Source organism: Mesorhizobium sp. M4B.F.Ca.ET.214.01.1.1, from assembly GCF_004791545.1.
Classification (GTDB): domain Bacteria; phylum Pseudomonadota; class Alphaproteobacteria; order Rhizobiales; family Rhizobiaceae; genus Mesorhizobium; species Mesorhizobium abyssinicae.
This window is the reverse complement of sequence record NZ_SRUX01000019.1, coordinates 131,308-158,204: the sequence shown is the minus strand read 5'-3', so window position 1 is coordinate 158,204 and position 26,897 is coordinate 131,308. Positions and strand designations below refer to the sequence as shown.

Sequence of the window (26,897 nt, the reverse complement as noted above, 5' to 3'; positions counted from 1 at the left end):
AAAACGAAGCCGCTCGTCCATGATGCCAGTCTCTCGCCAAACCATCGCCGGGTCCTCCGGCGAGGGAGAAAACTGTCACCTATGCAATCGGTCCATTCTGTTACCTATCTATCCGGTTCGGACACCACCCCCTTCTCCCCGTCACTATACGGGGAGAAGGTGCCGGCGGGCGGATGAGGGGCGGCGCCGGCGGATGAGGGTTCGGCAGGCGCTCGTGCCGGCAAATCCCGGCCACAACCTTCACCGCGCCTAAATAAGCCGTGCCTTAAACATTAATCCACCAGTTTGGGGCATGATCCGCCGCTGCTGGGCAGGCAACGGTTTTGGGGGACTTCGAGAATGTTGCGATACGCAAGCGATTTCGTCCGCGCGCAAGGCGGCTCGATCGTGCCGGTTTTCCTCATGATCCTGGTGCCGCTGCTGCTCGCCGTCGGCCTCTCGGTCGACTACACCTCGGCGGTGCAGACGAAGAGCAACATGCAGAACGCGCTCGACGCGGCGATCCTGTCGATCACCACGCTGCCGAAAACCACCACGCTGGCCGACCGCGAGAAGTCGCTGCAGCAGTCCTTCGCCGCCAATGGCGGGCAAGGCAGCGCGACGCTGGACAGCTTCGTCGTGGCCGCCGACGGCACCGCCACCGCCAAGGCTTCGGCGCACTACCCGATGCCGACCAATTTCATGCAGATCGCCAAGGTCGACACGGTGCAGGTCGGCGTGACCTCGGCGGTGCGCAAGCGGCCGGCGCTGGTGCAGACGACGTTCAGGGTGACGAAAGTGTCCGGCTACTGGAACAAGACGATGACGCTCTACGGCACCAAGTTCGGCGACACCGTGGCCAAGCCGCTGATGACGATCACCTACACCTATAACGGCTTCGGCGACCCGAAGGGCTACGGCACCGCCATCGTCAGCACGATCAGCGGCAGCACCACGACCAAGGTCCAGCAGCAGGTCTGCACCACCGCCACGGTGAAGAACTTCAACAGCCTGCCCAGCGGCGCGATCACGCAGACCAGCGGCAGCAAGAAATACGTGACGACCTGCGCCGACACGTTTTATCCCGCCAACGGCACCGGCGCGGTGATCGACGTCAGCCAGATGGACAGTCTCTACCTGCAGATGGACGTCCCCTCGGGCAGCCCGAAGGTGCTGAAGTCGAACGACCCTGCCACCTCGAACCGGCTCTACATCGGCACCAGCAACACCACCATGCCCGAGGTCGCGACCGGCCAGACGGTCGACATCTTCACCGCCGTGCCCTGCGGCCAGACCGGCTACCAGGCCTGGGAAGACGGCGGCAACCCGGTCCCGGCCGACGTCAGCAACGCCGACTTCTTCTACACCGTCCAGGGCAAGTGCGACTTCAACCAGCGCCCGTCGAACACTGTGCTGACGCAGTGATGCGAGCTGATCTCCCCAAGTGGGGAGATCATGCACTCGAAGGGCGGCACCCTCCAGTTTCCGGATTGAAGAGCCAGTGGGAGCATGAAGGGCGCCTTTCCTCTCCCCCGTCGATCGGGGGAGAGGTGTCGAGCGAAGCTCGACGGAGTGGGGGTCGACCAGCGCCGGCGTCGTTGTTTCTGGCGGGGTGATGCTTGGCCCTGATTGGTGAATTGTCGGCGGCGGCGTATTTAGGAACCGCCTTCCCCCACTCCGTCGCTGCTTCGCAGCGACACCTCTCCCCCCTCCGGAGGGAGAGGAAAGGAGCCAGGCTGACGGATGAGCTGGCCAATCCCGCTTGCGGGGGGGAGATGCGGGGAGGACAGCAGGGGTGCTGTCCGCCGGCATTGCGGCGAACTGCGCAGGCCTGCGACTAGACCTGTTGTTTGGTCTTGAGCCGACGCCTTACGAAAAAAGACCCTTGATTGTTGAAGTGTCGACGCTCTACGGCGCCCCCCTCTGTCCTGCCGGACATCTCCCCCACAAGGGGGGAGATCGGATGTCGCCCCAGGCTTCGCCAATCTCCAACGTCGTGTCCCTCAATCACAAACCGGTGATGCCTGTAACGAAGTCCTCCGGCACGGCGAAATGGGAGCATGACCCGCCGCAATGGAGACTGTTTCTCATGACCGGACCAAAGACAACGCTCGGCAAGGCATGGCTCGCCGGAGCGGCCTTCATCGCGCTGGCCGCCAGCGCCGGCGCGGCGTCGGCCCAGCCGCTTACCGTGGTCGAGCTGTTCACCAGCCAGGGCTGCTCGTCCTGTCCGCCGGCCAACGCCAATCTGATCAAGGTCAAGGATCGGCCGGGCGTGCTGGCGCTGTCGTTCAACGTCACCTACTGGGACTATCTCGGCTGGAAGGACACGTTCGGCCGGCAGGAGTTCACCCAGCGCCAGGTGAGTTACGAGCCGCCGCTTGGCCATGACGGGCCGTTCACGCCGCAGGTGGTGGTGAACGGCAGCGCCGACGCGGTCGGCGCCGCGCCCGGCGAGATCGAGCGGCTGATCTCGACCAGCCCGCAGGCCAAGGGCCCGGCGCTTGCGCTCGGTGACGGCAAGGTGAGCATCGGCGCCGGCACGGCGCCCGACGGGGCGGCCGATGTCTGGCTGGTGCGCTACAGGCGCGGTGTCGTCGAGGTGCCGGTGGCGCGCGGCGAGAACACCGGCCGCACCCTGCCGCATGCCAATGTCGTCCATTCGCTGCAGCGGCTCGGCCGCTGGAACGGCGAGGCGACGACGCTGCCGCTGCCGGCCGATGGCGGCGGGCTCAGCACCGCGGTGCTGGTACAGACACCCGGCGGCGGGCCGATCCTGGCCGCCGCGGCGAACTGATCATCCTTTCTTCGCGCGATGCCGCATGAGGCGGCAGCGCACCATCCGGCCCGCATCGCGCGCCACAACTCAAGGAGAATACCCGTGACCAAATTCCTGACCGCGCTCGCCTTCGCGCTCGCAACCACGGCGTTCGCCGCTGGCGCCCGCGCCGACGACGCGACCAACGCCATGAAGCCGGCCAATGCGATGGCCACCGAGGCGATGAAGCCGGCGACCGACGCCATGAAGCCTGCCAACGCCATGGCGACCGATGCGATGAGCACGCAGGCGATGAAGCCGGCCGATGCCATGAAGCCGGCGACGGATGCGATGAAGCCGGCCACGGATGCGATGAAGCCGGTGACCGATGCGATGAAGCCCGTCGATGCGATGGCTCCAGCGCAATAAGTTGCAGCCGACGCACGCCAAAGTGAGAACCCGGCGGCGGCCGGTTTCGTATATGGTGAACAGCAGCAAGGGAGTTCCAACATGACCGCAATTCGACAGCAGAAGCGATCATCGACCTTCGCCAAAGGCGCGCTCGCCGCGCTCGTCCTGACAATCGCCGCCGCCGCGTTCTGGCAGACACCGGCGGTCTCGGCCGAGGACGCGGTGGTGATCCCGCCGCCGGCAATGGACGAGAAGGCGGCCAGCGGCAGCGAGACGGCGGTCTTCGCCGGCGGCTGCTTCTGGGGCGTGCAGGGCGTGTTCCAGCACGTCAGGGGGGTGAGCAAGGCGGTGTCCGGCTACACCGGCGGCAGCAAGGAAAACGCCGTCTACGAGGTCGTCGGCACCGGCAGCACCGGACATGCCGAGTCGGTCGAGATCACCTACGACCCGTCGCAGGTGACCTATGGCCAGCTGCTGCAGGTCTATTTCTCGGTCGCGCACAATCCGACGCAGCTCAACTACCAGGGGCCGGACCACGGCACGCAGTACCGCTCGACGATCTTCGCCGGGAACGACCAGCAGAAGAAGGTGGCCGAGAGCTACATCGCCCAGCTCGACAAGGCCAAGGTGTTTTCCCAGCCGATCGTCACCACGCTGGAAACCGGCAAGACGTTCTATCCGGCCGAGGACTACCACCAGGATTTCCTGACGCTGAACCCGACCTATCCCTACATCGTCTACAACGACCTGCCCAAGGTGGCGAATTTGAAGACGCTGTTCCCGAAGCTCTACAGCGAGAAGCCGGTGCTGGTGCTGGCGTCGAGCAAGAGCTGAGCGGCAATCTCCCCCCTCGAGGGGGAGATGTCGCCGAAGGCGACAGAGGGGGTCCGCGCGCGTGAAGCGCCGACCCCTATCGGCGCCAGGAAGCAGGCCGAGCCCGGTCGGACCGACCCCCTCTGGCCTGCCGGCCATCTCCCCCTCGAGGGGGGAGAAAGACGCTCTCAATCGTATGTCAGATCCGTCGCCTTCCCCCCGAACACCCGGTAGGCATAGAACGAATAGAAGATGATGATCGGCAGCACCACGACGACGCCGACGAGGATCACGATCAGGCTTTCCGGCGCTGAGGCGGCCTGCCAGATGGTCAGCTTGTCGGGCACGACGAACGGGTAGAACGACCAGGCGAGGCCGGCGAAGCCGAGCGCGAAGATGGCGGCGAGCGTCAGGAACGGTGTCAGCGCGTGGCGGTCGTTCGGCTTCGGCAGATGGAAGGTCTGCCGCCACAGCCAGACGAACAGCAGCGCCGACAGGATCGGCAGCGGCGAGAGATAGAGGATCTCCGGAAAAAGGAACCATTTGTCGAAGATGCGCGGGCTGGCGAAGGGCGTCGCCAGGGACACCGCGACCATGCCGAGCGCGGCCAGCACCAGCGCCGTGCGCAGCCAGCGCACCGCCTTCTTCTGCAATTCGCCCTCGGTCTTGTAGATCAGCCAGGCCGAGCCCATCGCCGCATAGGCGGCCGACAGGCAGAGCGCCACCAGCGCGCCGAAGGCGATGCCGCCGAGGCCGACGTCGAGGCCGAGCACATAGACGCCCAGCATATAGCCCTGCGCCAGCGAGGCGACGGCCGAGCCGAGGAAGAAGATGCGGTTCCAGCGATGCTTGCTGCCGGCCGGCACCTTGGCGCGGAAGTCGAAGGCGACGCCGCGCAGGATCAGGCCGACCAGCAGCACGAAGACCGGGATGTAGAGCGCGCTGAGGATGGTGCCATGCGCCAGCGGGAAGGCGACCAGCAGCAGGCCGACGGCCAGCACCAGCCAGGTCTCGTTGGCGTCCCAGAACGGACCGATGGCGGCGATCATGGTGTCCTGCTCGTGGTCGTCGGCGGCGGCGAACAGGATGCCGATGCCGAGATCGAAGCCGTCGAGGATGACGTAGATCAGGATGGCGAGGCCCATCAGGCCGGCGAAGATCAAGGGAAGCAGGGTTGGCCAGTCATAGGTCATTTTCTTCTCCTCACGCGCCAGTCTCGATTTCCGAGGTCGGCGCCGCCCCTCATCCCCCTGCCGGGACCTTCTCCCCGTATGGTGACGGGGAGAAGGGGGCTGGCCGCAACAACAGCGTATTTCCTGCAACGTCGGCGATTGGCGAAACCAGCGATGGGAGCGCCCCTCTCCCCGTCCCTATACGGGGAGAGGATGCCGGCAGGCAGGTGAGGGGCAGCGCCAGCGTCCGGCGTCGAGTCAAGATTTCTTCGCAGTTCGACCACTGCCCTCACTCTCCTGCCGCCGGCTGCGACATGGCGGCGTTCATGACGCCCGGCAGCGGCGAGGCGTCGCCATCCTTGGCCGCCTTCAGCGCCAGGTGCACCAGCACGCCGAGATAGGCGATCAGCAAAGCCAAATAGAGGACGAGATAGATGGCGAGCGTCAGCGCGACATGGCTGCCGGCGACCGGGCCGACGGCATCGGCGGTCTTCAGCACGCCGGTGACCAGCCAGGGCTGGCGACCGATCTCGGTGGTGTACCAGCCGGCCAGCGTCGCCACCCAGCCGGAGATCGTCATCGGCACCATCAGCAGCGCCAGCGGCCTCGGCAGGCTGTGGCGGCGCTTGAGGAAGAAGGCGGCCGACCAGGAGACGATCAGCATCAGGATGCCGGTGCCGACCATGATGCGAAAACCCCAGAACACCGGGAAGACCGGCGGGTGGTTGCCTGGATAGTCGTTCAGCCCCGGCACGACGCCGCTGGTTGAGTGCCTCAGCACGAGGCTGGCGCCGTCAGGGATGGCGACCTCGAATTTATTCTCCCTGGCCGCCTCGTCGGGCCATGCGAACAGCACCAGCGGCACGTTGGGGCCGGTGTTCCAGTTGGCTTCCATGGCGGCGATCTTCTGCGGCTGGTGCTCCAGCGTGTTCAGGCCGTGTTGGTCGCCGGCGAAAATCTGGATCGGGATCAGGATGGCGGCGGTGAAGACGCCGGTGCGCAGCGCCTTCCACATCGATTCCGAGCGGTCGCCGGTGAGGTAGCGCAGCGCCGACAGGCCGGCGATGAGGAAGGAGACTGTCAGCCCCGAGGCAAGCAGCATATGGACCAGGCGGTAGGGCATCGACGGATTGAAGACGATCGCCCACCAGTCGACGGCGTGCGCCTTGCCGTCGCGCATCTCGAAGCCGGCCGGCGTCTGCATCCAGGAATTGAGCGCGATGATCCAGAAGGCGGAGACCGTGGTGCCGCCGGCGACCAGCACGGTGGCCAAAGTGTGGATGCGGTTGGAGACGCGGCGGAAGCCGAACAGCATGATGCCGAGGAAGGCCGCCTCCAGGAAGAAGGCGGTGAGGATCTCATAGGCGAGCAGCGGCCCGGCGATGTTGCCGACGGTCTCCATGTAGCCCGGCCAGTTGGTGCCGAACTGGAAGCTCATGGTGACGCCCGAGACCACGCCCATGGCGAAGGACAAGGCGAACACCTTCACCCAGGTGAAATAGGCGCGCATCCAGGCGGAATCACCGGTGCGGTTGTAACGCAGCTTGAAGAACAGCAGCACCCAGCCGAGTGCAATGGTGATCGCCGGAAACAGGATATGGAACGAAATATTCGCGCCGAACTGGATGCGCGACAGAATGAGCGGGTCCATGGGCGACTCCGGCTGCTGCTTATGCCTCACAGAATAGGGCGCTGACGCGGTCCGGTCAAAGCGGCGTGGCGCCACGCGGGGCGCGTTGTCGCAGCAGTTCGGGCGAAAGCGTCAGCGCCCGATCGGGGAATGATTGTCCAGAATTGTCAGGAGCGGCATTGACTTCCCGCCGCGGGCACCGACATTCAGCGCAATAAAAATCCACAACCGCCTTTCAAGCAGCCGTTTTCAGCCATGCCATCCATTATCTCGATTGCCGGGGTGACCAAGACCTACGCCACCGGTTTCAAGGCCTTGAAGGAAATCAACCTCGACATCGAGCGCGGCGAGATCTTCGCGCTGCTCGGGCCGAACGGCGCCGGCAAGACGACGCTGATCTCGATCGTCTGCGGCATCGTCAACCGTTCGTCGGGCTCGGTCACCGTCGACGGAAACGACATCGGCAAGAACTACCGCGCCGCGCGCAGCCTGATCGGGCTGGTGCCGCAGGAGCTGACCATCGACGCCTTCGAGACCGTCTGGGCGACGGTCAACTACAGCCGCGGCCTGTTCGGCAAGCCGCCCAACAAGGCGTTCGTCGAGAAGGTGCTGCGCGACCTCTCGCTGTGGGAGAAGAAGGACGCCAAGGCGATCACGCTGTCGGGCGGCATGAAGCGCCGGCTGATGATCGCCAAGGCGCTGTCGCACGAGCCGCGGGTGCTCTTCCTCGACGAGCCGACGGCCGGCGTCGACGTCGAATTGCGCCAGGACATGTGGGCGATGGTGCGCCGGCTGCGCGAGGACGGCGTCACCATCATCCTGACCACCCACTACATCGAGGAGGCCGAGGCGATGGCCGACCGCGTCGGCGTCATCAACCGCGGCGAGATCGTGCTGGTCGACGACAAGGCCGAGCTGATGCGCAAGCTCGGCCGCAAGCGGCTGATGCTGGAGCTGCGCAGTCCGCTCGCGGCCATCCCGGAGAGCTTCTCGCGCTACGCGCTGGAGCTGTCGCCCAATGGCGATCAATTGACCTACACCTACGACAACCAGAGCGACCGGCCGGGCGTCGCCTCGCTGATGCGCGACCTCGAGGCGGCGGGCATCCAGTTCCGCGACATCGACACGGAGAACAGCTCGCTGGAGGAGATCTTCGTCAACCTGCTGAGGCAAGAGCCATGAACCTGCGCGCCGTCTGGGCCATCTACCGGGTGGAAATGGCGCGCGCGCTGCGCACCGTGCTGCAGAGCATCATCTCGCCGGTGATCTCGACCTCGCTCTATTTCGTCGTCTTCGGCTCGGCTATCGGCTCGCGCATCACCGAGATCGACGGCATCAGCTACGGCGCCTTCATCGTGCCGGGGCTGATCATGCTGTCGCTGCTGACGCAATCGATCTCGAATGCCTCCTTCGCCATCTATTTCCCGAAATTCGTCGGCTCGATCTACGAGCTGCTTTCGGCGCCGGTGTCCTATCTGGAGATCGTCATCGCCTATGTCGGGGGTGCCGCGACCAAGTCGATCGTTCTCGGCCTGATCATCCTGGCCACCGCCTCGCTGTTCGTGCCGCTGCATATCGAGCGCCCGTTCTGGATGCTCGCCTTCCTGGTGCTGACGGCGGTGACCTTCAGCCTGTTCGGCTTCATCATCGGCATCTGGGCGAAGAGCTTCGAGCAATTGCAGCTGGTGCCGCTGCTGATCATCACGCCGCTGACCTTCCTCGGCGGCAGCTTCTATTCGATCAACATGCTGCCCGGCATCTGGCGCACGGTGACGCTGTTCAACCCGGTCGTCTACCTGATCAGCGGGTTCCGCTGGAGCTTTTACGGCAAGTCGGACGTCTCGGTCGGCATCAGCCTCGGCATGACCGTGGTGTTCCTGGGCGTCTGCATCGCGATCGTCGCCTGGATATTCAGGACCGGGTATCGGTTGCGGAACTGACCGGCAGGTCAGATGGCTTTCACCAGCCGCAGCAGCCCCAGCATCTCGACAAGCGTCCCCCTGCGGAAGGCGACATAGGTCGGCTGTTCCTGGCCGTGGAAACGGCGCTTGAAGGCCGCCTGGCCCTGCAAATTGAACTTCGAGCGATTGATCCAGGCGGAGCCATAGGCGCGCTGGAAGGTGCTGCGCCAGAAGCTCGATTCGGCAAAGCCGCTGGCCTCGATGTCGACCAGCGGCGACAGACCCAGCGTGACGACGGACTTGCCCTCCTCGCGAAAGCGGTCGACGGCGAATTTGGTCAGGCCGATCTCGGCATGCGGCGTGGCGTCGATATGCTTGCGCTTGAAGGCGGTGGTGTAGCCGATGACCTTGCCGTCGCGAAACAGCGGATCGAAATCGAGCAGGGCGACCAGCTCGCCCTCCGGCCCATGCAGCACGAAGCGGCGCATGTCGGCGCCGAGATGGTCGGCGAAGGGCCGGTTGAGGAAACCCATCTCCCAGCGCTTGACGATGCGCTCGCCGCGCCAGTTCTCCGACAGCCTGGCGATCTCGTCGAGGAAGATGTTGCGCCTGTCCTCCTCGAAGGAAAAACCGTTCTTCGACAGCCAGCGTTCGGAATAGCGCACCGTCTCGTTGCGCTTGCCGGAGAAATCGTGCGCGGGCAGGTGCAGCCTGGTGTCGATGCCGAGGCGATTGATGCGGTAGCCGAGACCGGCCAGCACCCGCGCGGTATCGGCGCCGATCTGCACGAACCAGGGATCGCCTGCGGCCTCGACGAAGCGCTTGATATAGGCCGGCCGCTCGGCCGGATGGACCACCGGATCGCCGAGCGCGAAATGGTGCTTCATCTTGGTGCCGAAGGCGATGTAGCCGTCGCCATCGCTGAAATAGGACAGTTTCTGCTGCACGGCGGTGGAATAGGCGAGCGAGAAATCGCCATGCCGGCGCACCAGCGCCAGGCGCTCGAGATGCGTCAGGTCGCGCCGCGGAACCTTGGGTGCTGCGCCTTCGAGAAACCTGTCAATGTGGATCCGCAGGGAGGGCATGAGGTTCCGCGTGCCGATAGATGGAGACCCGTCGACCCGCAGGCCCGAATCAGTCGCCTTGGCACGGTCAATCATACCGCGCAGGCGCCATATAGGATGCAATCGGCACCGACAGAAGGGGAAATCTCGGCCAAAGGGTGGCGAGTGGGCAGCGCGCCATGCGCCATCATCGGCCGGATCGGCTCGGACCTTGAGGTGGCTGGTTTTGACTTTCCATGCGATGTTATATATCATGTTATCGTTTTGACTGAACGAGCTGCATCATGGAAGACATCATACGGTCGCTTGGCTTTCTGTGCCTGGGCAGCAGGTTCAAGCGCATCGGCGAGCAGTTGCAGGCGGATACGCAGCGCGTGCTCGACGAGCTGGAGGTCCGGGTCCAGTCGAGCCAGTATCCGCTGCTCGCCGCGCTCGACAGGCTGGGGCCGCTGCCGGTCGGCGAGCTGGCGCAGTCGCTCGGGATCGCCCAGCCGGGCGTCACGCGCAGCGTGGCGCTGCTGGCCGAACTGGGACTGGTCGAGGTCAGCCCGTCGAACGACGACCAGCGGCGCCGAATCGTCTCCCTCAGCCGCAACGGCCGACGGCTGGTCGATGTGGCGAAGCGCGAAGTCTGGCCTCGCATCGAGGAGGCCGTTGCGGATCTGTGCGCCGACCTGTCCGGGCCGCTGCTTGGTCAGCTCGCCGAAATCGAGGACCGCCTGGCCGCGTCTCCGCTCGACCGTCGCGTGGAAAAGGCCGTGAGTCCGGTGCGATGAACCACCTGCTCGACCGTCCCATCTGGAGCGCGCTCAGCTCGCGACATCAGGCCTTCGCGCAAGGCGACAGCCTGGCCAGGCGATACAGGCCGTCGATCGTTCCGTTCGCGGCCACCGCGGCGGACGACACGGCTAGCCTCGATGCGCTGGGCAGGCTCATTCCGCCGCTCGAAAGCTCCATCGTGGTCCAGGCGGACGCAATCGTCCTGCCTGCGGCGCTGTCGGCGATTTCGACCGCGTCGCTGGTTCAGATGATCGCCGAGCAGCCGGTGCAGGCCGTATCCGACGAGCGCATCCAGCGGTTGACGCAGCACGATGCCGCCGAGATGCTCGCTCTGGCGGCGCTCACCAGGCCCGGCCCGTTCACGCTGGAGGCGTTGAGCCTCGGCGATTTCTGGGGCGTCAAGATCGACGGCAGGCTGGCGGCGATGGCCGGCGAGCGCATGAAGCAGCCTGGCTACACGGAACTCAGCGGCGTGTGCTCGCATCCGGATTTCCGCGGCGGTGGCCTCGCCAGGCGGCTGTCCCTGTTCGTTGCAAATCAAATCATGACGCGCGGCGAAATCCCCTATCTCCACGCTTATGCCAGCAATGTCGCGGCCATCGGACTGTACGAGTCCATCGGCTTCCGGCTGAGAAGCATGATGAACATGGCCGTGGTTCAGCGCACCGGATAGGGCGCACCAGCGGCCGTTCTCGCGGACCAAGAGCGTTTCACCGTTTCACGGAACCGGCGAACAGCCCTATCTCTTTGTTTTGACGCAATTTTTGACGGAAAACCGCTCACACTTTTCCTGGAATTGCTCTAGGCCGACTTTGGCTCAAGCCGCCGGAAGCCGACGGCTTCCATCAGCATGTCCTCTTCGACCATGCCGGCATTGTGCAGGGCGAGCAGGTTCAGGGCGATTTCCCGGGCTTCGGCCGAATCGGGATGCGCCTGGCGCCGCCGGCAGGCCTCGTCAAAGACGCGCTGCAGCCTGGCGATATCGGCAGGCTTCAGCAGGCCACGGTCATAAACAGACTTTGGCATGGCAGTCTCCTGACAAGGACCTAGGGCGCCACGCATAAATTGCCAATCTTTCCCGAAGCTTGACTGGTTCCTAGAGTGAAAAGGAGGGATCTCGGGGGGGCCGAGATCCCTCCTTTGATCATGCAATGGGTCGAGATAGACCGCGCGTCAGACGGCGATCTTGCCGCCGCCCTTTTTGGTGATGGCGACCACTGAAGGCCGCGTCGGCATGTCGGGCTTGAAGTCGGGCCAGCGGGTCGACAGGTCCTCATAGTAGGACGGACGGCCGAAGGCCTCCCAGTCCTCGCCGCCGTCGCCCGGATGCTGGACGGCGACGAAGGCGGTCTGGTCGTCCGGCGCGAACAGCGGGCCGCACATTTCGGCGCCGATCGGCACGCGGAAGAACAGCTTCGAGGTCGCCCGCGCCGCGCCTTCGGTGTCGACCGCCCACAGGCCGTCGGTGCGGCCGGTGGCCTTCGGACCCTGGCCGTCGGTGGCGACCCACAAACGGCCAGCCGAATCGACGGCGCAATTGTCCGGCATGCCGAACCAGCCATTGGCGGTGGTCGCGGTCGAGAAGGTGGCGCCGACCTCGGCCACCGAGGGATCGCCGCATTTCAGCAGCACTTCCCATTTGCCCTTGGCGGCAGCGAAGTCGCCGCCATCCTCCGATATCTCGATGATGTGGCCGAAGGCGTTCGACGCGCGCGGATTGGCGGCGTCGACCTGCTCCGCCTTGCGCTTCGAATTGTTGGTCAGCATGACATAGACCTTGCCGTTGGCGCCATTGGGCTGGATGTCCTCTGGGCGGTCCATCTTGGTGGCGCCGAGCAGGTCGGCGGCGCGGCGCGTCTCGATCAGTACGTCGGCCTGGCTGGCGAAGCCGTTTTCCGCTGTCAGCGGGCCCTGGCCGAAGACGATCGGCATCCACTCGACCGTGCCGTCCTCGCCGAACTTGGCGACATGCAGCGTGCCGTCGTCGAGCAGGTCCTTGTTGGCCGCGAGGTCGTTGGCGTTGAACTTGCCGGTAGTCACGAACTTGTAGGCATAGTCGAAACGCTCGTCGTCGCCGAGATAGAAGACAACGCGGCCGTCCTTGGCGACGATCGATTCCGCGCCCTCATGCTTGAAGCGACCCATGGCGGTGCGCTTGCGCGGCACCGATGCCGGATCATTGACGTCGACCTCGACGATCCAGCCGAAGCGGTTGGCCTCGTTCGGCTCCTTGGCGAGGTTGAAGCGGTCGTAATGCGCGCCCCACTCATAGGCGCCTTCCGGAATGCCGAGGCGCTTGTAGTTGGCGGCTTCCTTGTGGCCTTCCGGCAATTCGCCGGAGAAATAGCCATGGATGTTCTCCTCGGCCATGACATAGGTGCCCCAGGGGGTGACGCCGCCGGCGCAGTTGTTGAAGGTGCCGATGACCTTGGTGCCGGAAGGATCGGCATTGGTCTTGAGGCGGTCGTGGCCGGCGGCCGGGCCGGCAAGCTGCATCTCGGTGTTGGAGGTGATGCGGCGGTTGAGCTTGCCGTCGCGCACCACCTGCCACTTGCCGCCGTCCTTGCGGATCTCGACGATGGAGCCGCCATGGGCCGCCATCTCGACGTCGACCTGCTCCTTGCTGAGCGGCGCCACCTCGGCTGCCTTCTTGCCGTCCTTGTCGACGATCTTGACGATGCCGGGGAACATCAGATGCGGGTTGGTGTATTCGTGGTTGACCACCAGCAAGCCATGCTCGGCCGAGCCGTCGATCGGGATATAGCCGACATAGTCGTTGTTGTAGCCGAACTGTTTTGCCTGGGCCTCGGCCGACTGCTTTGCCGGGTCAAATTCCGGCGAGTCGGCAAACAGCGGGTCGCCCCAGCGCAACAGCACGTCGGCATCGTAGCCCGGCGCGACATGATGCTTGTCGTCGATGCCGGCCTCGAGCTCGTCGAAGGTGAAGGCCGAGGCCTCGGCGGCGCGGGCATCGTCGGCGGCGACCAGCGCCAGCGGGCTGACCGTGGCGGCGATGGCCGAAACCGCCAGCGAACCCTTCAGGAAGCCACGGCGCGAGAAGCGCGCGGCGATGATCTCGCCCATGGTGCGGTTGTCGGTGGGATTGACGGCCGGGCCGTCATTCTCCTCGAGCAGGCTGGTTCGGAAACCGGTGTCAGGGGAGCGGTGGTCGGACATGAGCTTTCCTCTGGCTTCTTGGCTGGAGCATGTGACCTGTCGACCCCTATAACCGCTCGATCACATTTTCGTGACACTCGGCGCGTTTTCGGCTGGTTATTTGCCGGCTCATGAACGGTGCCTGTCCCGTCGGCCGGCACCCGTGGCCATTCATCGCTCCCGCATGATTTCAAAATATCGCATCGGTCGGCACCGATCATGGCGGCCGGGACGCATTTTGCGACATCCGGCTTCGATCCTGTCTGAGCGGGGCGCTGGTCAGGCGCGGTCTGCTTGACGGCCTCGCGCGCTTCGGAAACAAGGACTGCGGCACGTGTGGCGATGGCGGCAATTGGGAGAAATGAACCGTGAGTTTCTGGGGATTGGTGCAGCTTGGCGTTTCGACCGTGATCTTCCTGCTCGCGGCGACCGCGGCCAAGCAATGGGGGCTGGCGCCTAGCCTCGGCAAGATCGTGCTGACGCTGGCGCTCTATTCGCTGGGCAATCTGATCATGCTGAGGCTGATCCGCGAATTCGGCATGTCGGTGTCGTTCAGCCTGTCGGCGGTGATCCAGCTGGTGTCGGTGAACGTCGTGGCGCTCGCCTTCTTCGGCGAGAAGGTCAATGCCCTGCAGGCGACCGGCATCGTGCTGGCGATCGCCGCCGTGGCGCTGATCACGCTCGGGCCCTATATGCAGCGACTCTAAGGCGGTTCAGCGTTTCATGGAATCGCCGAGCCGCCCCGAGTTTTGTTTTGACTCAATTCCTGACGGAAAACCGCTGCGCACTTTTCCTGGAATTGCTGTAGGTCCCGCCCGATGAAATCCGCCGCGGTCGCGTTCTTCAACAAGATCGAGTTTCCGGTCCTTCTGGCCGGGCTGGTGGTCGCCTTCGGGCTGTGGGGCTTCGTCGAATTGATGGAGGCGGCGCACGCCACCACGCCGCACGCCTTCGACACCGAGATCCTGCTCGCCTTCCGCCAGGCTGGGCAACCCGACCACCCGATCGGGCCGCTGTGGCTGCAGGGGGCGATGCGCGACATCACCAGCCTCGGCAGCACCAGCGTGCTGGTGCTGATCACCGCGGCGGTGATCGTCTACCTGCTTTTGATCCGCAGGCCGGGATCGGCGCTTCTGATCTTCGTCGCGGTGGCCGGCGGGCAGGTGCTGTCCAGCCTGCTCAAGGCTGGCATCGACCGGCCGCGCCCGGAACTCGTCTCGCACCTCGTCGACGAGACGTCGCTCTCCTTCCCGAGCGGCCATGCCATGCTGTCGGCGGTCACCTACCTCACGCTCGGCTCGCTGGCGGCGCGCTTCCTGCCGGACCGCACGACCAAGATCTTCGCGCTCTGCCTCGCCGTGCTGATCACGGTGCTGGTCGGCACCAGCCGCGTCTATCTCGGTGTCCATTGGCCGTCCGACGTGCTCGGCGGCTGGTGCGCCGGCTTCGCCTGGGCCATGCTGTGCTGGCTGGTGGCGCGGTTCCTGCAGCGGCGCCATGCGGTGATCGACAGTGAGTGAGCATGTTTTATCCATACTCAATGATGCTTGAAACATCATGATGTTTGTATTATCCATTGATACTGCAGACTCAGACAAGGGTTCTGGCCGATGATCACCGCCCAGCAGATGCGCGCCGCGAGGGCGCTGGCCGGCATCGATCAGAAGACGCTGGCCGAGCGCGCCGGGGTTTCGCTTCCGACCATTCAGCGCATGGAGGCGAGCGACGGCGTCGTCAGGGGCGTGGTCGACACGCTGATGAAGGTCATCCAGGCACTCGACGAGGCCGGGGTGGAACTGATCGGCGAGAACCAGGCCAGCGAGCGCGGCGGCCGGGGCGTGCGCCTCAAGCCGGTCGTATCGCAGAACCCGCAAGGCTGAGTCGCGTAATAGTCGCGACGGCGACCGCCGACATGCTGCCGACGATCCCCGCCGCCTTCGAGACGCGGAAGGCAGTCCATGGATCAGGCCCGGCGGGCAAACCACCAGCAGGCACGGCCGACATTTGCCGAACTGTTCACCCCAAAGCTGGTGACGGTGCTGCGTGAGGGCTACTCGCTAGAACACTTCAGGACCGACGCGATTGCCGGGCTGACGGTCGCCATCGTGGCGCTGCCGCTGTCGATGGCGATCGCGATCGCCTCCGGCGTGACGCCCGAGCGCGGCCTCTACACCTCGATCGTCGGCGGCTTCATCATCTCGGCGCTCGGCGGCAGCCGCTTCCAGATCGGCGGCCCGGCAGGCGCCTTCATCGTGCTGGTGGCGGCGACGGTGGCGCGCGTCGGCGTCGACGGGCTGCTGCTGGCAACGATGATGGCCGGCGTCTTCCTGCTCGCCATCGGCTATCTGAGGCTCGGCACCTATATCAAGTTCATCCCCTATCCGGTGACCGTCGGCTTCACCGCGGGGATTGCCGTCATCATCTTCTCCGGCCAGATCACCGAGCTGTTCGGGCTGACGCTTGCCGGCAAGGAGCCGGGGCCGCTGGTGCCGAAGCTGATGGCGCTCAGCGAGGCGGCCGGCACGATCAACCCGGCCGCGACCTTCGTGGCGGTGCTGACCATCGCGACCATTGTCTTCCTCAAGCGCTGGCGGCCGAAATGGCCGGCGATGCTGATCGCCATCGGCCTGGCCTCGCTGGTCGTGGCGCTGTTCGCGCTGCCGGCCGAAACGATCGGCACGCGCTATGGCGGCATCCCGCGCAGCCTGCAGTGGCCAGCCTTTCCGCCCATCGGCATCGACAGGATGGTCGACGTGCTGCCGGATGCGGTGGCTTTCGCGCTGCTCGGCGCGATCGAATCGCTGCTCTCCGCCGTGGTCGCCGACGGCATGACCGGGCGGCGGCACCGCTCCAATTGCGAGCTGGTGGCGCAAGGCTTCGCCAACATCGCGTCGGCCCTGTTCGGCGGCATCTGCGCCACCGGCACGATTGCCCGCACCGCCACCAATGTGCGGGCCGGCGCGCATGGGCCGGTCGCGGGCATGGTGCATTCGGCGATCCTGCTGGTGCTGATGCTGGTGGCGGCGCCGCTGGCCAGCTACATCCCGCTGGCCGCGCTTGCCGGCGTGCTGGCGGTGGTGTGCTGGAACATGTTCGAGAAGCAGGCCTTCGCGACGCTGCTCCGCACGTCCCGCGGCGATGCGCTGGTGCTGATGGCGACCTTCCTGATCGTCGTCTTCCGCGACCTCACCGAGGGCATCGTCGTCGGCTTCGCGCTGGGCTCGATCCTGTTCATCGACCGCATGGCCAAGTCGATCGCCGTCGAGGCCGATCAGCCGCTGGTGCCGGACGACATCGCCGACCGCGCCAGCATCTATGATTCGAGCGAGGCGAGCGATGCCGACACCGTCGTCTACCGCATCTCGGGCGCCTTCTTCTTCGGCGCCGCCTCGACCGTCGGCACCGTGCTCGACCGCATCGCCGATCAGAGGAGGAACTTCATCCTCGACTGCTCGGCGGTGCCGTTCTTCGATTCCACCGCGGCCAACGTCATCGAGGGCGCGGCGCACAAGGCGAGGCGCGCCGGCGTGCGCTTCATCATCGCCGGCGCCGCGCCGCAGACGCGGCGCATGCTGATCAACCACGGCGTCAAGCGACCGCTGGTCACCTATGCCGCCTCGATCCGCGACGCGCGGGCGCAGCTCAAGGCGCCCGACGGCTGATCGCTGAGCGGGCGGCCTCGACTCGAGCCGACCGCCCGACGGCTTCAATCGAGGCTGAGCGCGGCGACCTCGCCTTCGTTCATCAGCGGCACGAAGATCGTTTTGCCGTCGGTGCCGATGTCGGCGCTGCCCGGATTGAAGGTGGCGAAGGCCTCCGGCTTGCCGCCATCCTTGTAGCGATAAAGCGTGCCGGTCATGTAGGCGGTGGCGTAGATGCTGTCGCCGATGGCGACGACGCCATCGAGGTCGGCGAATTTATCCGCGCCGGGCAGCGGCGAGATCGCCTTGCTGGCGAGGTCGACCGAAAGCAGGCCGCCCGGCTCGGCGGTGCTGAAATCGGGCTTTATCCCCTTGCCCCAGGAGGCGACGATCAGCCTGCCGCCGTCGGCGAAGATGCCGTTGGGCGAGGCAAGCAGCGCGTCCTTGACGAACAGCTCCGGCCTGTCGCCGTCGATGCGGTAGATGGTGTCGGCCAGCATGTCGCTGACATAGACCTTGCCCGCGCTGTCCGCCGTCATGTCGTTGAGGAAGACGGCGTTCGGCACGTCGATGCTGGCGACCAACTTGCCGCTGGCCAGATCGACGACGCGGACCTTGGTGATGTCGGCGACGTAGAGCTTGCCGCCCGAGAGCGCCATGCCCTTGGGCGCGTCCATGCCGTCGGTCCAATGCCGGGTGACGAGCTTGCCGTCGAGCGACAGCACCGACAGATAGCCGTTGCCGTCGGCCTCGCCGGGATTGCCGGCGATGTTGGAGACGATGATGCGCTTGTTGGCGGCATCGAAGAGCGCCGATTCCGGCTGCTCGAAGCCCGAGGCGCGCCAGATTTCGCCGGCCTCGGCGATTGGCGTCATGGCGGCGAAGGCGAGGATGGTCGAAACGATGAGGGTTTTCATGACTGGTCTCCTGTAATGACGGACGGAGAGCTAGGTTTTTCGATACTTTTCCGGAAGGCCTCTTCCAGCTAGTATCGACAATCGATACGAAATTACGCTGACGAGGTGCATTCCATGAATGGTCCGATCTTCGAGGCCCTGAAACGGACGCTGAAGGCGAAAGGCCTGACCTATCGCATGCTGGCCGAGCGCATGGGCGTTTCCGAGCCGACGGTGAAGCGTATCTTCCATGAGAAGAACTGCAAGCTCGATCGCCTGGTCGAGATCTGCGCCGCCGCCGATGTCGAGCTCGAAAACGTGCTCGGCTCGATGAACCGAGGGCCGGGGCCGGCCAACCACGTCGCGCTGGAGATCGAGCGCAAGCTGGCGGCGCGGCCGGCGCTGCTGTTCGTCTTCATCATGCTGTCGGAGAAGTTCACGCCGCAGGGCATCATGCGCTCGCAAGGACTGAGCGAAGCCTCGATGTTCCTTTACCTGCGCGACCTCGAGGCGCTCGGCCTTGTCGAGATCGGGCGCGGGCTTTCGGCGCGGCTGCTGGTCGAGACGCCGATCCAGTGGAATTTCGACGGACCGCTGAGGCCGCTTTTCGAGATGACCAATAAGAATTTCATCGGCTGGGCGATCACCCATCTGGAGCGCGAGGCGAGTTTCGTCAGCTTCTCGCGGCGGATGCGGCCGGAGACGGCAGAGATGGTGCGACGCGAGGCGGAGGAGCTGGCCGAGCGCGCAAAGCTGCTTGCCCACCACGACCAGCACACGACGCCCGAGGAGCAGCTCATCGGCTACAAATGGACCTTTGCCTTCGGCGCGACGCCGTTTCCGGCGATCATGCCGATAGGGCCGCATGCGCGGGATGCCGGGGCCGCCGCTCCCGCAAAGGGACGCCGTCCCTTGCCGGCCTGATACTTGCCCCCTGGACCAGGGTTGCGCACAGCGATGCCGACCGCGCAGCCGGTGCTTCAAAAATGAAGCCACATTCATGATAGGATTCGCGGATTGATTTGCCAGACTCCGGGTTTTGCCCAACGCGCGACCCCGTCCCCGTGACATCGAAGTGATCCCATGTCGACCGCACCAACACTTGAACTTCGCCGCTTTTCGCGCCTGAAAAACTTGCGGGAGCGCGCAGAACGCCAGGGGGCTGCAATGCAGTTCTGGGCGCGTACGGCATCGCTTGCCGCGATATCCTGCTTCTTTTCATTGATCAGCCGCTGGGATGCCTCGCTGCTCTTCGTGCTGGCGGGACTGGTGCTGTTCCAGCTCGTCGGCCTGATCCAGTTTCTCTTTGCGCGCCGTCGCACGGCGCCATGGTGGATCGGCTACGTCGTCGGTACGCTGGACATCATTCTGTTGACCGTTCTGCTGATAACGCCCAACCCGTTTGCCCAAGAGGTGGCGCCGGCCGCGATGCAGCTGCGCGAAGGCAGCTTCAAATTCCTGCTGATTTTCGTATGCCTTGGCGCGCTGACCCTTTCGACTCGACTGGCGCTCTATCTGGGCGCGCTCGCGGCCTTGACGTGGGCGATCGGGGTGGGATGGGTGATTGTTCATCCGGGTACCGTCATTCCGGCGACGAACCTCTATTCACTGCCGCTGACCGAGCGACTGAACCTCTATCTCAACCCCAATTTCGTCGACACGTTCGCGCAGGCGACCAACGTGCTGGTCGTGCTGATTATCGGCGCGATCATGGCGCTGGTCGTCTCGCGTTCCCGACATCTGTCGGAAGACTATGTCAAGGCAGAGCGCGCCCGCGCCAATCTCGCCCGGCATTTTTCGCCCAACGTGGTCGACCAGCTCGCCACCGATGACGAACCCTTCGGCCCGGTCCGCCGGCAGGAAATCGCGGTGCTGTTCGCCGACATCGTCGGCTTCACCCACTATTCCGAGGATCATCCGGCCGAAGCCGTGTTCGAACTTCTGCGTCAGTTCCACCGTCGCATGGAGCAGGTCGTTTTCGACCACCACGGCACCGTCGACAACTATATCGGCGATTGCATCATGGCGACATTCGGGGTTCCGCAAGCCAGCCATGACGACGCGACCCGGGCCATCCAGTGCGCTGGAGCGATGATCGCCACTCTCGGAGACTGGAATGTCCAGCGTGTGTCCAGGGGATATCCGCCGCTGGACGTCCGGATCGGCGTCCAGTACGGCGCGGTCGTCCTCGGCGCGGTCGGCAGCGAGCGCAATCTGTCCGTCGCGGTGGTGGGCGACACCGTCAACGTCGCCAGCCGTTTGCAGGCGCTCTGCCGTGAGCTTCAGGCGAGTATCTGCTTTGGGTCGCGACTGATCGAGGCCGCGAAGGCGGAATCGCCCACGACACAGTTGAACGCGCGCGATCATGGGCCGGTGAGCATCCGCGGCCGGGACGAACCGGTCCATGTCTGGGTCGGACACAGACCCGAAAACCAGGGCGCCGTTGCGGTTTCGGCGTGACTCAGACCAGGCTGAAAGCCATCACCTGTCTGAAGCGATTGCTCCCGCCTCTGCGGCTTCGGCGTCCGTCATAGCGTCGCCCCACGCGACCGCCCGGTAGTCGAAGCCATACTCCAGCGTCGGCTTGACGATGCGGAAGAAGGGCGACAGGTCGAAATCGCGCGGCGTGTAGAGCGAGTGGTGGCGGATGTGCAGGATTTCCCGGCGCATGTAGCTCGACTGCGCCGAGGCGCGGCCGGGGGCGCGGGTGATCTCGGGCAGGATCGGATAGCGGATCTGGCCATAGGCCTCGGCGATCAGCGTCGAGCAGATCGCCCGCGTCGGATCGCCGGACCCGAAGGCCAGCATGCGGCGACGCCAGCGCACCGGCACCGGCGGCGTCGGCAGGAAGAAGCGCAGCATGTCGAAGATGTTCTTGAGATCGTATCGCAGGCCGAGCTTGCCGATCATGAAAGCGACGACCTTGTCGCGGTCTTCCGGCGTCAGCCCGCTCGCCCTGCAGATGCGCGTGTTGTAGGTGCGGTAGCGCGACAGCGGCACGGCGACACAGCCTTCGCCGAGCGTGACTTCGATCAGGCGCGGCCGCTCCGAACCGTCCGCGGGCGCGGGCAGAGCGTCGCCGACATAGAAGGCGGCATGCGACCAGGTCGACTGGGTCAGGTATTTGATGACCGCCGAGATCTTCTGGTTGCCTTCGATGAGCAGGATATCGCCCGGCTCGAGCGCGCGGCGCAGCGTCTCGGCATCGGACGGCGTGTAGGGCTCATAGCCCGACGATTCGTCCTGCAGCCGGCCGGCAAGCCAGCGGCCAAGGCGGTCGAGAAGCGTGTCGGCCGGCGCGGTCATGGTAGAGCGTGCTTAGCACGGGCCGGCGGGGAAGTGCCAGCGCGGGAGGCTGGCTCCCCCTTCTCCCTGGTGGGAGAAGGAAAAGCGGTCAGCCGGCGGCCGCGGCGAGATCGTCCGGGGCGCCGGCGAGATCGTCGCGGGCCTTGCGGGCGAGCTTCCTGGTCGAGCGCTTGGGGCTGTCGCCGAACAGCTCGGTCGCATCGGCAAGGCACGACTTCCTGAGGCTCTTCTCCGAGCGCTTCAGGAGCTTGGCCAGAAGCCTGGTGTCCTCGGGCGGCCCGAGCGGCTCGCCATCGGCATCGAGCAGCGTGCGCATGACGAAAACATCATGCAGATCGCCCAGCCTTTCGCCGAGCGAATCGACCGCCTTGCGGCGGGACTTGATCGGGGTCGGCCACAGCCGGCCGAGCAGCGACAGGTGCATGCTGTGGGTCTTGGCCGCCTTGCGCAAATCGTGGAAATCGTCGGCCTCGCCGCGCGAGCCTGCCTTGTCCAACGCCTTGCGCGCCCGCCGCAAGATGGCGCGGGCGCCTTCGGCGAGAATGTCGGCGGCCTGTTCGGGCTGGTCGGGCAGCGAGAGCCTGTCGATGTGGCCGAGGCCTTCCCGGCAAGCGGCGGCGGCGGCGCTGATCGCGGCATCGAGACCGGCGCCAGCATGCATTTCATGCTGGCGCATCACCAGCCGGTCGCGCGCGGCGTCGAGGCCGCCGCCGGCGCTCTGCTCCGGAAAGGCGGCAGCCAGGCGGTCGACGGTCTCGATCAGTGCTGTCGCCTCGCGCGGTCCGGCAAGCAGCGCCGATACCTGCTTGTAGCACTCGTTTTCGGTCTGGCAGAACGGTTCGTCCCCGGAACGAACCAGGCGCAGCAAGGCGCGCACGCTCTTCAGCCGCTTGCGGCATTTGTGCAGGCCCTGCTCGGGCTTCTCGCGCGCCGTCTCGAGATGGGCAAGCGCCTTGCCGACCTCGTCGGCCAGGATGCGCCTGACCTCGCCGGTCAGCGGCAAGCGCGGATCGATGCGAAAACTCATGCGGCGATCTCCGGAATCCCCCCAAGGGCGAGCGACGCGTTGTAGAATCTCGACTCGCCGGTGATTTCACGGCCGAGCCAATCAGGCAGCATTTCGTCAGGCACGTCTTCCGGCGTCTCGAGCTCGGCCACCACCAGCCCCGCCAGCATCCCGCCGAAGACATCGACTTCATAGAGATAGCCGCGGTGCCTAACATGGTGACGTGTCTTCTCGATGACACGTCCGACGGCGAAGGCCTGCATCTCCTGCGCCTCCGCGAGCGGGATCGAATATTCGAACTCGTCGCGCTCGCGCGCCCTGCTGCCGAACTTCAGCGTCAGCTTGGCCGAGACGCCGTCGCTGATGCGCACACGCACCGAGCGGCCGGGTGTTGCAGCAAGGTAGAACTGCCGAATGCGGATATCCGCCTCGACCCGATCGCGCCAGGCGGGGCTGGCGACCAGGAACTTGCGTTCTACTTCCTTGACCATGGCCGCGCACTAAAGCGCGCGTGGACCAACATGGCAAGCCGATGCCGAGAATCAATTTGACTTTAATCAATCGATTGATTAAACGAATATCATGAGCAAGAAAACGAGCGCCAAACCTTCCCATCGCGAAGCTTCTCCCGCCGAGCAGACACGCGCCGCGCTCGTGCACGCGGCGCTCAAGCTGTTCGGGCGGCAAGGCTATGACGGCACCTCGACGCGCGAGATCGCCGCCGAGGCCAAGGCCAATATCGGCTCGATCGCCTATCATTTCGGCGGCAAGGAAGGACTGCGCACCGCCGCCGCCGATTACATCGTCGACACGATCCAGACGATTGCCGGCCAAGCCGTTGGAAGTCAGGGAATTGGAAGTCAGGCTGGTCCGGAAGCGGCGCGGGCGCAGCTCTTCGCCGCGCTGGAGCGGATGGTGGCCTTCATCGTTGCCAGCCCGCAAGCCGGCGAGATCGTACAATTCGTACTTAGGGAGCTTTCCCATCCGACGGCCGCGCTCGACCGCATCTATGCCGGCGTGTTCGAGCCGACGCACCGCAGGCTTTGCATGATCTGGGAGCAGGCGACGGGCGAGCCGGCCGAGAGCGAGCGCACCCGGCTCACGGTGTTCACGCTGATCGGCCAGGTCATCTATTTCCGCATCGGCCGCGAGGCGGTGATGCGCCGGATGGGCTGGCGCGAGATCGGCGAGGCCGAGGCCGCCAAGGTGGTGGCGGTCGCCTCGGACAATCTCGGCGCAATTCTGGCCGCCCGCAATCTGGCTGCCCGCAGCAACGCCGCCCGCAAGGAGGGCAAACCATGAGCTTGCTTTGTTCGCTGCCGCTTGCCGCCCAGCTGTTCGGCGCCTGCGCGCCGGCGGCGCCGCTCGCCGTCGGCTATGTCGAGGGCGACTATGTGCTTTTGGCGCCGATCGAAGTGGCGCAGGTGGAGACGGTCGCCGTCAAGCGCGGCGACCGCGTCGCGCCGGGCGCGACCGTGGTGACGCTGGAAAGCGCCGACGCCAAAATCGCCGTGGCGCAGGCCGAGGCAGCGCTTGCGCAGGCCGAGGCGCAACTTGCCGACCTGCAAGTCGGCAAGCGCCCGGAAGAGATCGCCGTGCTCAAGGCGCAAGTCGACATGGCGAGGGCGCAGGCCGCCGACGCCAAGCGCCGCTACGATCGCGCCAGCGACCTCTACAAGCGCGGCACCGGCACGCAGGCCGACTATGACACGGCGTCGGCCGCGCTGGAGACAGCCAACGCGCAGCTCGGCCAGGCCGAGGCCAACCTCGCCGTCGGCGGACTGCCGGCGCGGCCAGAGACGATCAAGGCCGCCGACAACCAGGTCAAGCAGGCGCAGTCGGCGCTGGAACAGGCTCAGTGGCGGCTGTCGAAACGCGTGCTGACGGCGCCCTCGCCCGGCCGCGTCAACGACGTGATCCGCAATCCGGGCGACACCGCCGGCCCGACCGCTCCGGTCGTCTCCCTGCTGCCGGACGGAGCCGTGAAGCTCAGCGTCTATGTGCCGGAAAGCGCCTTCTCGTCGGTCAAGGTCGGCGCGCTGCTCAGCGTTCATTGCGACGGCTGCGGGCCCGAGCTGAAAGCGCGCGTCAGCTATGTGTCGCCGGACCCGGAGTTCACGCCGCCGGTGATCTATTCGCTGGAGAACCGGCAGAAGCTGGTCTTCCTGGTCGAGGCGCGACCCGAGGGCGATGCCGGCCCGCTGCAGCCCGGGCAGATCGTCGACGTCGACCTGGCGGATGCCGGAAAATGAACGTCATCGACGTCCATGGCCTGGTCAAGCGCTTCGGCAACAAGACCGTCGTCGACCATGTGACGATGACGGTGGCCGAAGGCGAGATCGTCGGCTTCCTTGGGCCGAACGGCTCCGGCAAGACGACGACCATCCGCATCATGTGCGGGCTGCTGACGCCAGACGAGGGCGAGGGCACGGTGCTCGGCTTCGACATCCGCACCGACTCGCTCAGCATCAAGCGCGAAGTCGGCTACATGACGCAGAAATTCTCGTTCTACGAGGACCTGACGATCGGCGAGAACCTCGAATTCGTGGCCCGGCTCTACCAGCTGAGACCGGTCGAGGAGCATGTGGCGCGGACGCTGGAGGAGCTTGGCCTGACGACGCGCCGCAACCAGCTCGCCGGCACGCTGTCGGGCGGCTGGAAGCAGCGGCTGGCGCTCGCCGCCTGCATCATGCACAAGCCGAAGCTGCTCCTGCTCGACGAGCCGACGGCCGGGGTCGATCCCAAGGCGAGGCGCGAATTCTGGGACGAGATCCACCGGCTGGCGAGCGGCGGCCTGACCGTGCTGGTCTCGACCCACTACATGGACGAAGCCGAGCGCTGCCACCGCATCAGCTACATCTCCTACGGCAAGATGCTGGCCACCGGCACGGTGGAAGAGGTGGTGAAGAATGCCGGGCTCACCACCTTCGTGGTGCAGGGTCCGCGTCTCGACCAGGTCGCGGAGGCGCTGCAGGGCCGCGCCGGCGTCGACCAGGTGGCGCCGTTCGGCGCGACGCTGCATGTCGTCGGCTCCGACAAACAGGCGCTCAAGGCGGCGCTCGCCGATGTCGAGAAGCAGCACAAGGGCGTGACGGTGACGCCGGGCGAAACCAGCCTCGAGGACGTGTTCATCCAGTTCATGGCCGGCTCGAAGGACAATATGGGATGAAAAACAGGATGAGCGCCCTGTTCTCCTTCGCCAGGCTCGGCGCGCTGCTGATCAAGGAGTTCATCCAGATGCGGCGCGACCGCATCACCTTTGCCATGATGCTGGGCGTACCGCTGATGCAGCTGGTGCTGTTCGGCTATGCCATCAACAACGATCCGAAGAGCCTGCCGGCGGCGCTGGTGGCGACGAGCAGCGATCCCTACACGCGGGCCATGGTCTCGGCGCTGCAGACCACCGGCTACTACCGCTTCGACCATGTCGCGCAAAGTGCCGCCGAGGCCGAGTTCCTGATGTCGCGCGGCGACGTCGCCTTCGTCGTCACCATTCCCGCCGACTTCGCCCGCCGCGTCGAGCGCGGCGACAGTCCGCAGATCCTGATCGAGGCCGACGCCACCGACCCGGCGGTGGCGAGCGGCGCCATCTCGACGCTGGGCACGGTCGCCAACCAGGCGCTGCTTCGGGCGCGCGGCATGCAGGAGGCGGCGGCGGAAACCGCCAAGGGCCAGCTCGAAGTGGTGGTGCACCGGCGCTACAATCCCGAGGGCATCTCGCAATACAACATCGTGCCCGGCCTGCTCGGCGTCATCCTGCAGATGACGATGGTGATGATGACGTCGATCGCGCTGACGCGCGAGACCGAGCGCGGCACGATGGAGAATCTGCTCGCCATGCCCTCCAGCCCGCTCGAGATCATGATGGGCAAGGTGCTGCCCTATCTGGTGGTCGGCGCCGTGCAGGTGGTGGTGGTGCTGGCGGCGGCGAAGCTCTTGTTCACCATCCCGTTCACCGGCTCGATCTCGCTGCTGTTGACCGCCGTGCTGATCTTCGTGCTGGCGCTGGTGCTGCTCGGCTACACCATTTCGACCATTGCCCGCACGCAGATGCAGGCGCTGCAGCTGACCTTCTTCTTCTTCCTGCCCTCGATCATGCTGTCGGGCTTCATGTTCCCCTATCGCGGCATGCCGGGCTGGGCGCAGCTGTTCGGCGAGATCCTGCCGCTGACGCATTTCCTGCGCATCATCCGCGCGGTGATGCTGAAGGGCGCCGAGCTGCCGGCGGTGGCGACCGAGATCGGCTGGCTGGTGCTGTTCGTGGCGCTGTTCGCCGGCGTGGCGCTGGTGCGGTTCAGGCGGACGCTGGATTAGGCCCGGCAAGGCATGGGCTCCGCACGCTTGTCGCGGCTGTGCCGGACACTCGAATGCGATAGAGTGGTGG

At 65.5% G+C, this 26,897-nt stretch carries 27 protein-coding genes; 18 read left to right on the top strand and 9 right to left on the bottom strand.

Annotation, left to right across the window (positions count from 1 at the left end):
• The first annotated feature begins 339 nt into the window (after positions 1 to 339).
• The 4 genes from EN857_RS30090 (at position 340) to msrA (ending at position 3,982) form a co-directional block, all read left to right on the top strand.
• Positions 340 to 1,404, top strand: coding sequence for a TadE/TadG family type IV pilus assembly protein (locus EN857_RS30090; RefSeq protein ID WP_135859550.1), 1,065 nt, complete (start codon positions 340 to 342; stop codon positions 1,402 to 1,404).
• Positions 1,405 to 2,068: 664 nt separating this feature from the next.
• Positions 2,069 to 2,776, top strand: coding sequence for a DUF1223 domain-containing protein (locus EN857_RS30080; protein ID WP_135859548.1), 708 nt, complete (start codon positions 2,069 to 2,071; stop codon positions 2,774 to 2,776).
• An 84-nt stretch (positions 2,777 to 2,860) separates the two neighbouring features.
• A complete protein-coding gene (locus tag EN857_RS30075; protein ID WP_135859547.1) occupies positions 2,861 to 3,166 on the top strand; it encodes a hypothetical protein in 306 nt (101 codons plus the stop codon).
• 81 nt (positions 3,167 to 3,247) lie between these two features.
• Complete coding sequence (gene msrA, locus EN857_RS30070; RefSeq protein WP_135859546.1) at positions 3,248 to 3,982, top strand: peptide-methionine (S)-S-oxide reductase MsrA; 735 nt, start codon at positions 3,248 to 3,250, stop codon at positions 3,980 to 3,982.
• Positions 3,983 to 4,149: 167 nt separating this feature from the next.
• Here the strand turns inward: msrA and EN857_RS30065 are convergent, their stop codons facing one another.
• A complete protein-coding gene (locus tag EN857_RS30065) occupies positions 4,150 to 5,154 on the bottom strand; it encodes a cytochrome d ubiquinol oxidase subunit II (RefSeq protein ID WP_128273269.1) in 1,005 nt (334 codons plus the stop codon).
• A gap of 268 nt (positions 5,155 to 5,422) precedes the next feature.
• Entirely contained in the window at positions 5,423 to 6,784 is a 1,362-nt protein-coding gene (locus EN857_RS30055; protein ID WP_127309441.1) for a cytochrome ubiquinol oxidase subunit I, read from the bottom strand.
• A gap of 234 nt (positions 6,785 to 7,018) precedes the next feature.
• On the opposite strand from EN857_RS30055, the gene EN857_RS30050 reads away from it, so the two are divergent.
• Both EN857_RS30050 and EN857_RS30045 read left to right on the top strand, forming a co-directional pair.
• Positions 7,019 to 7,945 (top strand): ABC transporter ATP-binding protein, encoded by a 927-nt coding sequence (locus tag EN857_RS30050; RefSeq protein WP_135859545.1) that lies wholly within the window; start codon positions 7,019 to 7,021, stop codon positions 7,943 to 7,945.
• Positions 7,942 to 8,703 carry an ABC transporter permease gene (locus EN857_RS30045; RefSeq protein WP_135859544.1) on the top strand — a complete coding sequence of 254 codons (762 nt, stop codon included), beginning with the start codon at positions 7,942 to 7,944 and terminating at the stop codon, positions 8,701 to 8,703. Before EN857_RS30050 ends, EN857_RS30045 begins: the two co-directional genes overlap by 4 nt.
• Positions 8,704 to 8,711: 8 nt before the next feature.
• Here the strand turns inward: EN857_RS30045 and EN857_RS30040 are convergent, their stop codons facing one another.
• The gene (locus tag EN857_RS30040; RefSeq protein WP_135859543.1) at positions 8,712 to 9,749 is read right to left on the bottom strand and encodes a phosphatidylglycerol lysyltransferase domain-containing protein; all 1,038 of its coding nucleotides are present in this window, start codon (positions 9,747 to 9,749) and stop codon (positions 8,712 to 8,714) included.
• 263 nt (positions 9,750 to 10,012) lie between these two features.
• Between EN857_RS30040 and EN857_RS30035 the strand changes: the two genes are divergently transcribed.
• Entirely contained in the window at positions 10,013 to 10,504 is a 492-nt protein-coding gene (locus tag EN857_RS30035; protein WP_135859542.1) for a MarR family transcriptional regulator, read from the top strand.
• Entirely contained in the window at positions 10,501 to 11,181 is a 681-nt protein-coding gene (locus EN857_RS30030) for a GNAT family N-acetyltransferase (protein WP_135859541.1), read from the top strand. Before EN857_RS30035 ends, EN857_RS30030 begins: the two co-directional genes overlap by 4 nt.
• A gap of 128 nt (positions 11,182 to 11,309) precedes the next feature.
• Here EN857_RS30030 and EN857_RS30025 read toward each other — a convergent pair whose 3' ends face one another.
• Both EN857_RS30025 and EN857_RS30020 read right to left on the bottom strand, forming a co-directional pair.
• The gene (locus EN857_RS30025; protein WP_127284565.1) at positions 11,310 to 11,534 is read right to left on the bottom strand and encodes a hypothetical protein; all 225 of its coding nucleotides are present in this window, start codon (positions 11,532 to 11,534) and stop codon (positions 11,310 to 11,312) included.
• 147 nt (positions 11,535 to 11,681) lie between these two features.
• Positions 11,682 to 13,685, bottom strand: a complete 2,004-nt coding sequence (locus tag EN857_RS30020; RefSeq protein WP_135859540.1) for a PhoX family phosphatase — start codon at positions 13,683 to 13,685, stop codon at positions 11,682 to 11,684.
• Between the two features lie 347 nt (positions 13,686 to 14,032).
• Between EN857_RS30020 and EN857_RS30015 the strand changes: the two genes are divergently transcribed.
• The 4 genes from EN857_RS30015 (at position 14,033) to EN857_RS30000 (ending at position 17,326) form a co-directional block, all read left to right on the top strand.
• Complete coding sequence (locus EN857_RS30015; RefSeq protein ID WP_127284567.1) at positions 14,033 to 14,371, top strand: hypothetical protein; 339 nt, start codon at positions 14,033 to 14,035, stop codon at positions 14,369 to 14,371.
• A 111-nt stretch (positions 14,372 to 14,482) separates the two neighbouring features.
• The gene (locus tag EN857_RS30010) at positions 14,483 to 15,184 is read left to right on the top strand and encodes a phosphatase PAP2 family protein (protein ID WP_135859539.1); all 702 of its coding nucleotides are present in this window, start codon (positions 14,483 to 14,485) and stop codon (positions 15,182 to 15,184) included.
• A gap of 90 nt (positions 15,185 to 15,274) precedes the next feature.
• The gene (locus EN857_RS30005; protein ID WP_127284569.1) at positions 15,275 to 15,544 is read left to right on the top strand and encodes a helix-turn-helix transcriptional regulator; all 270 of its coding nucleotides are present in this window, start codon (positions 15,275 to 15,277) and stop codon (positions 15,542 to 15,544) included.
• Between the two features lie 78 nt (positions 15,545 to 15,622).
• Complete coding sequence (locus EN857_RS30000) at positions 15,623 to 17,326, top strand: SulP family inorganic anion transporter (protein ID WP_135859538.1); 1,704 nt, start codon at positions 15,623 to 15,625, stop codon at positions 17,324 to 17,326.
• A gap of 44 nt (positions 17,327 to 17,370) precedes the next feature.
• Here EN857_RS30000 and EN857_RS29995 read toward each other — a convergent pair whose 3' ends face one another.
• The gene (locus tag EN857_RS29995; protein ID WP_135859537.1) at positions 17,371 to 18,222 is read right to left on the bottom strand and encodes an ATP/GTP-binding protein; all 852 of its coding nucleotides are present in this window, start codon (positions 18,220 to 18,222) and stop codon (positions 17,371 to 17,373) included.
• 114 nt (positions 18,223 to 18,336) lie between these two features.
• On the opposite strand from EN857_RS29995, the gene EN857_RS29990 reads away from it, so the two are divergent.
• Together EN857_RS29990 and EN857_RS29985 are read left to right on the top strand one after the other, a co-directional pair.
• Positions 18,337 to 19,125 carry a helix-turn-helix transcriptional regulator gene (locus EN857_RS29990; protein WP_135859536.1) on the top strand — a complete coding sequence of 263 codons (789 nt, stop codon included), beginning with the start codon at positions 18,337 to 18,339 and terminating at the stop codon, positions 19,123 to 19,125.
• Positions 19,126 to 19,368: 243 nt separating this feature from the next.
• Complete coding sequence (locus EN857_RS29985) at positions 19,369 to 20,661, top strand: adenylate/guanylate cyclase domain-containing protein (protein WP_245511358.1); 1,293 nt, start codon at positions 19,369 to 19,371, stop codon at positions 20,659 to 20,661.
• A 21-nt stretch (positions 20,662 to 20,682) separates the two neighbouring features.
• Here the strand turns inward: EN857_RS29985 and EN857_RS29980 are convergent, their stop codons facing one another.
• The 3 genes from EN857_RS29980 to EN857_RS29970 form a co-directional block, all read right to left on the bottom strand.
• Entirely contained in the window at positions 20,683 to 21,507 is an 825-nt protein-coding gene (locus EN857_RS29980) for a lipo-like protein (RefSeq protein WP_135859534.1), read from the bottom strand.
• An 88-nt stretch (positions 21,508 to 21,595) separates the two neighbouring features.
• A complete protein-coding gene (locus EN857_RS29975; RefSeq protein ID WP_135859533.1) occupies positions 21,596 to 22,534 on the bottom strand; it encodes a CHAD domain-containing protein in 939 nt (312 codons plus the stop codon).
• Entirely contained in the window at positions 22,531 to 23,004 is a 474-nt protein-coding gene (locus tag EN857_RS29970; protein ID WP_127287123.1) for a CYTH domain-containing protein, read from the bottom strand. The genes EN857_RS29975 and EN857_RS29970 overlap by 4 nt, the downstream gene beginning before the upstream one ends.
• A gap of 91 nt (positions 23,005 to 23,095) precedes the next feature.
• Between EN857_RS29970 and EN857_RS29965 the strand changes: the two genes are divergently transcribed.
• The 4 genes from EN857_RS29965 to EN857_RS29950 are packed head-to-tail and all read left to right on the top strand — an operon-like array spanning position 23,096 to position 26,827.
• Positions 23,096 to 23,815: a CerR family C-terminal domain-containing protein gene (locus EN857_RS29965; RefSeq protein WP_135859532.1), complete on the top strand. Its 720-nt coding sequence runs from the start codon at positions 23,096 to 23,098 to the stop codon at positions 23,813 to 23,815.
• Positions 23,812 to 24,765 carry an HlyD family efflux transporter periplasmic adaptor subunit gene (locus EN857_RS29960; RefSeq protein ID WP_135859531.1) on the top strand — a complete coding sequence of 318 codons (954 nt, stop codon included), beginning with the start codon at positions 23,812 to 23,814 and terminating at the stop codon, positions 24,763 to 24,765. Before EN857_RS29965 ends, EN857_RS29960 begins: the two co-directional genes overlap by 4 nt.
• Entirely contained in the window at positions 24,762 to 25,682 is a 921-nt protein-coding gene (locus tag EN857_RS29955; protein ID WP_135859530.1) for an ABC transporter ATP-binding protein, read from the top strand. Before EN857_RS29960 ends, EN857_RS29955 begins: the two co-directional genes overlap by 4 nt.
• An 8-nt stretch (positions 25,683 to 25,690) precedes the next feature.
• Positions 25,691 to 26,827, top strand: a complete 1,137-nt coding sequence (locus EN857_RS29950) for an ABC transporter permease (protein WP_127285449.1) — start codon at positions 25,691 to 25,693, stop codon at positions 26,825 to 26,827.
• Positions 26,828 to 26,897 lie beyond the last annotated feature (70 nt).

Coding starts and splice junctions, on each gene's coding strand:
- EN857_RS30090 (WP_135859550.1), top strand. CDS start 340: ATGTTGCGATACGCAAGCGATTTCGTCCGCGCGCAAGGCGGCTCGATC.
- EN857_RS30080 (WP_135859548.1), top strand. CDS start 2,069: ATGACCGGACCAAAGACAACGCTCGGCAAGGCATGGCTCGCCGGAGCG.
- msrA (WP_135859546.1), top strand. CDS start 3,248: ATGACCGCAATTCGACAGCAGAAGCGATCATCGACCTTCGCCAAAGGC.
- EN857_RS30065 (WP_128273269.1), bottom strand. CDS start 5,154: ATGACCTATGACTGGCCAACCCTGCTTCCCTTGATCTTCGCCGGCCTG.
- EN857_RS30055 (WP_127309441.1), bottom strand. CDS start 6,784: ATGGACCCGCTCATTCTGTCGCGCATCCAGTTCGGCGCGAATATTTCG.
- EN857_RS30050 (WP_135859545.1), top strand. CDS start 7,019: ATGCCATCCATTATCTCGATTGCCGGGGTGACCAAGACCTACGCCACC.
- EN857_RS30045 (WP_135859544.1), top strand. CDS start 7,942: ATGAACCTGCGCGCCGTCTGGGCCATCTACCGGGTGGAAATGGCGCGC.
- EN857_RS30040 (WP_135859543.1), bottom strand. CDS start 9,749: ATGCCCTCCCTGCGGATCCACATTGACAGGTTTCTCGAAGGCGCAGCA.
- EN857_RS30035 (WP_135859542.1), top strand. CDS start 10,013: ATGGAAGACATCATACGGTCGCTTGGCTTTCTGTGCCTGGGCAGCAGG.
- EN857_RS30030 (WP_135859541.1), top strand. CDS start 10,501: ATGAACCACCTGCTCGACCGTCCCATCTGGAGCGCGCTCAGCTCGCGA.
- EN857_RS30025 (WP_127284565.1), bottom strand. CDS start 11,534: ATGCCAAAGTCTGTTTATGACCGTGGCCTGCTGAAGCCTGCCGATATC.
- EN857_RS30020 (WP_135859540.1), bottom strand. CDS start 13,685: ATGTCCGACCACCGCTCCCCTGACACCGGTTTCCGAACCAGCCTGCTC.
- EN857_RS30010 (WP_135859539.1), top strand. CDS start 14,483: ATGAAATCCGCCGCGGTCGCGTTCTTCAACAAGATCGAGTTTCCGGTC.
- EN857_RS30005 (WP_127284569.1), top strand. CDS start 15,275: ATGATCACCGCCCAGCAGATGCGCGCCGCGAGGGCGCTGGCCGGCATC.
- EN857_RS30000 (WP_135859538.1), top strand. CDS start 15,623: ATGGATCAGGCCCGGCGGGCAAACCACCAGCAGGCACGGCCGACATTT.
- EN857_RS29995 (WP_135859537.1), bottom strand. CDS start 18,222: ATGAAAACCCTCATCGTTTCGACCATCCTCGCCTTCGCCGCCATGACG.
- EN857_RS29990 (WP_135859536.1), top strand. CDS start 18,337: ATGAATGGTCCGATCTTCGAGGCCCTGAAACGGACGCTGAAGGCGAAA.
- EN857_RS29985 (WP_245511358.1), top strand. CDS start 19,369: ATGCAGTTCTGGGCGCGTACGGCATCGCTTGCCGCGATATCCTGCTTC.
- EN857_RS29980 (WP_135859534.1), bottom strand. CDS start 21,507: ATGACCGCGCCGGCCGACACGCTTCTCGACCGCCTTGGCCGCTGGCTT.
- EN857_RS29975 (WP_135859533.1), bottom strand. CDS start 22,534: ATGAGTTTTCGCATCGATCCGCGCTTGCCGCTGACCGGCGAGGTCAGG.
- EN857_RS29970 (WP_127287123.1), bottom strand. CDS start 23,004: ATGGTCAAGGAAGTAGAACGCAAGTTCCTGGTCGCCAGCCCCGCCTGG.
- EN857_RS29965 (WP_135859532.1), top strand. CDS start 23,096: ATGAGCAAGAAAACGAGCGCCAAACCTTCCCATCGCGAAGCTTCTCCC.
- EN857_RS29960 (WP_135859531.1), top strand. CDS start 23,812: ATGAGCTTGCTTTGTTCGCTGCCGCTTGCCGCCCAGCTGTTCGGCGCC.
- EN857_RS29955 (WP_135859530.1), top strand. CDS start 24,762: ATGAACGTCATCGACGTCCATGGCCTGGTCAAGCGCTTCGGCAACAAG.
- EN857_RS29950 (WP_127285449.1), top strand. CDS start 25,691: ATGAGCGCCCTGTTCTCCTTCGCCAGGCTCGGCGCGCTGCTGATCAAG.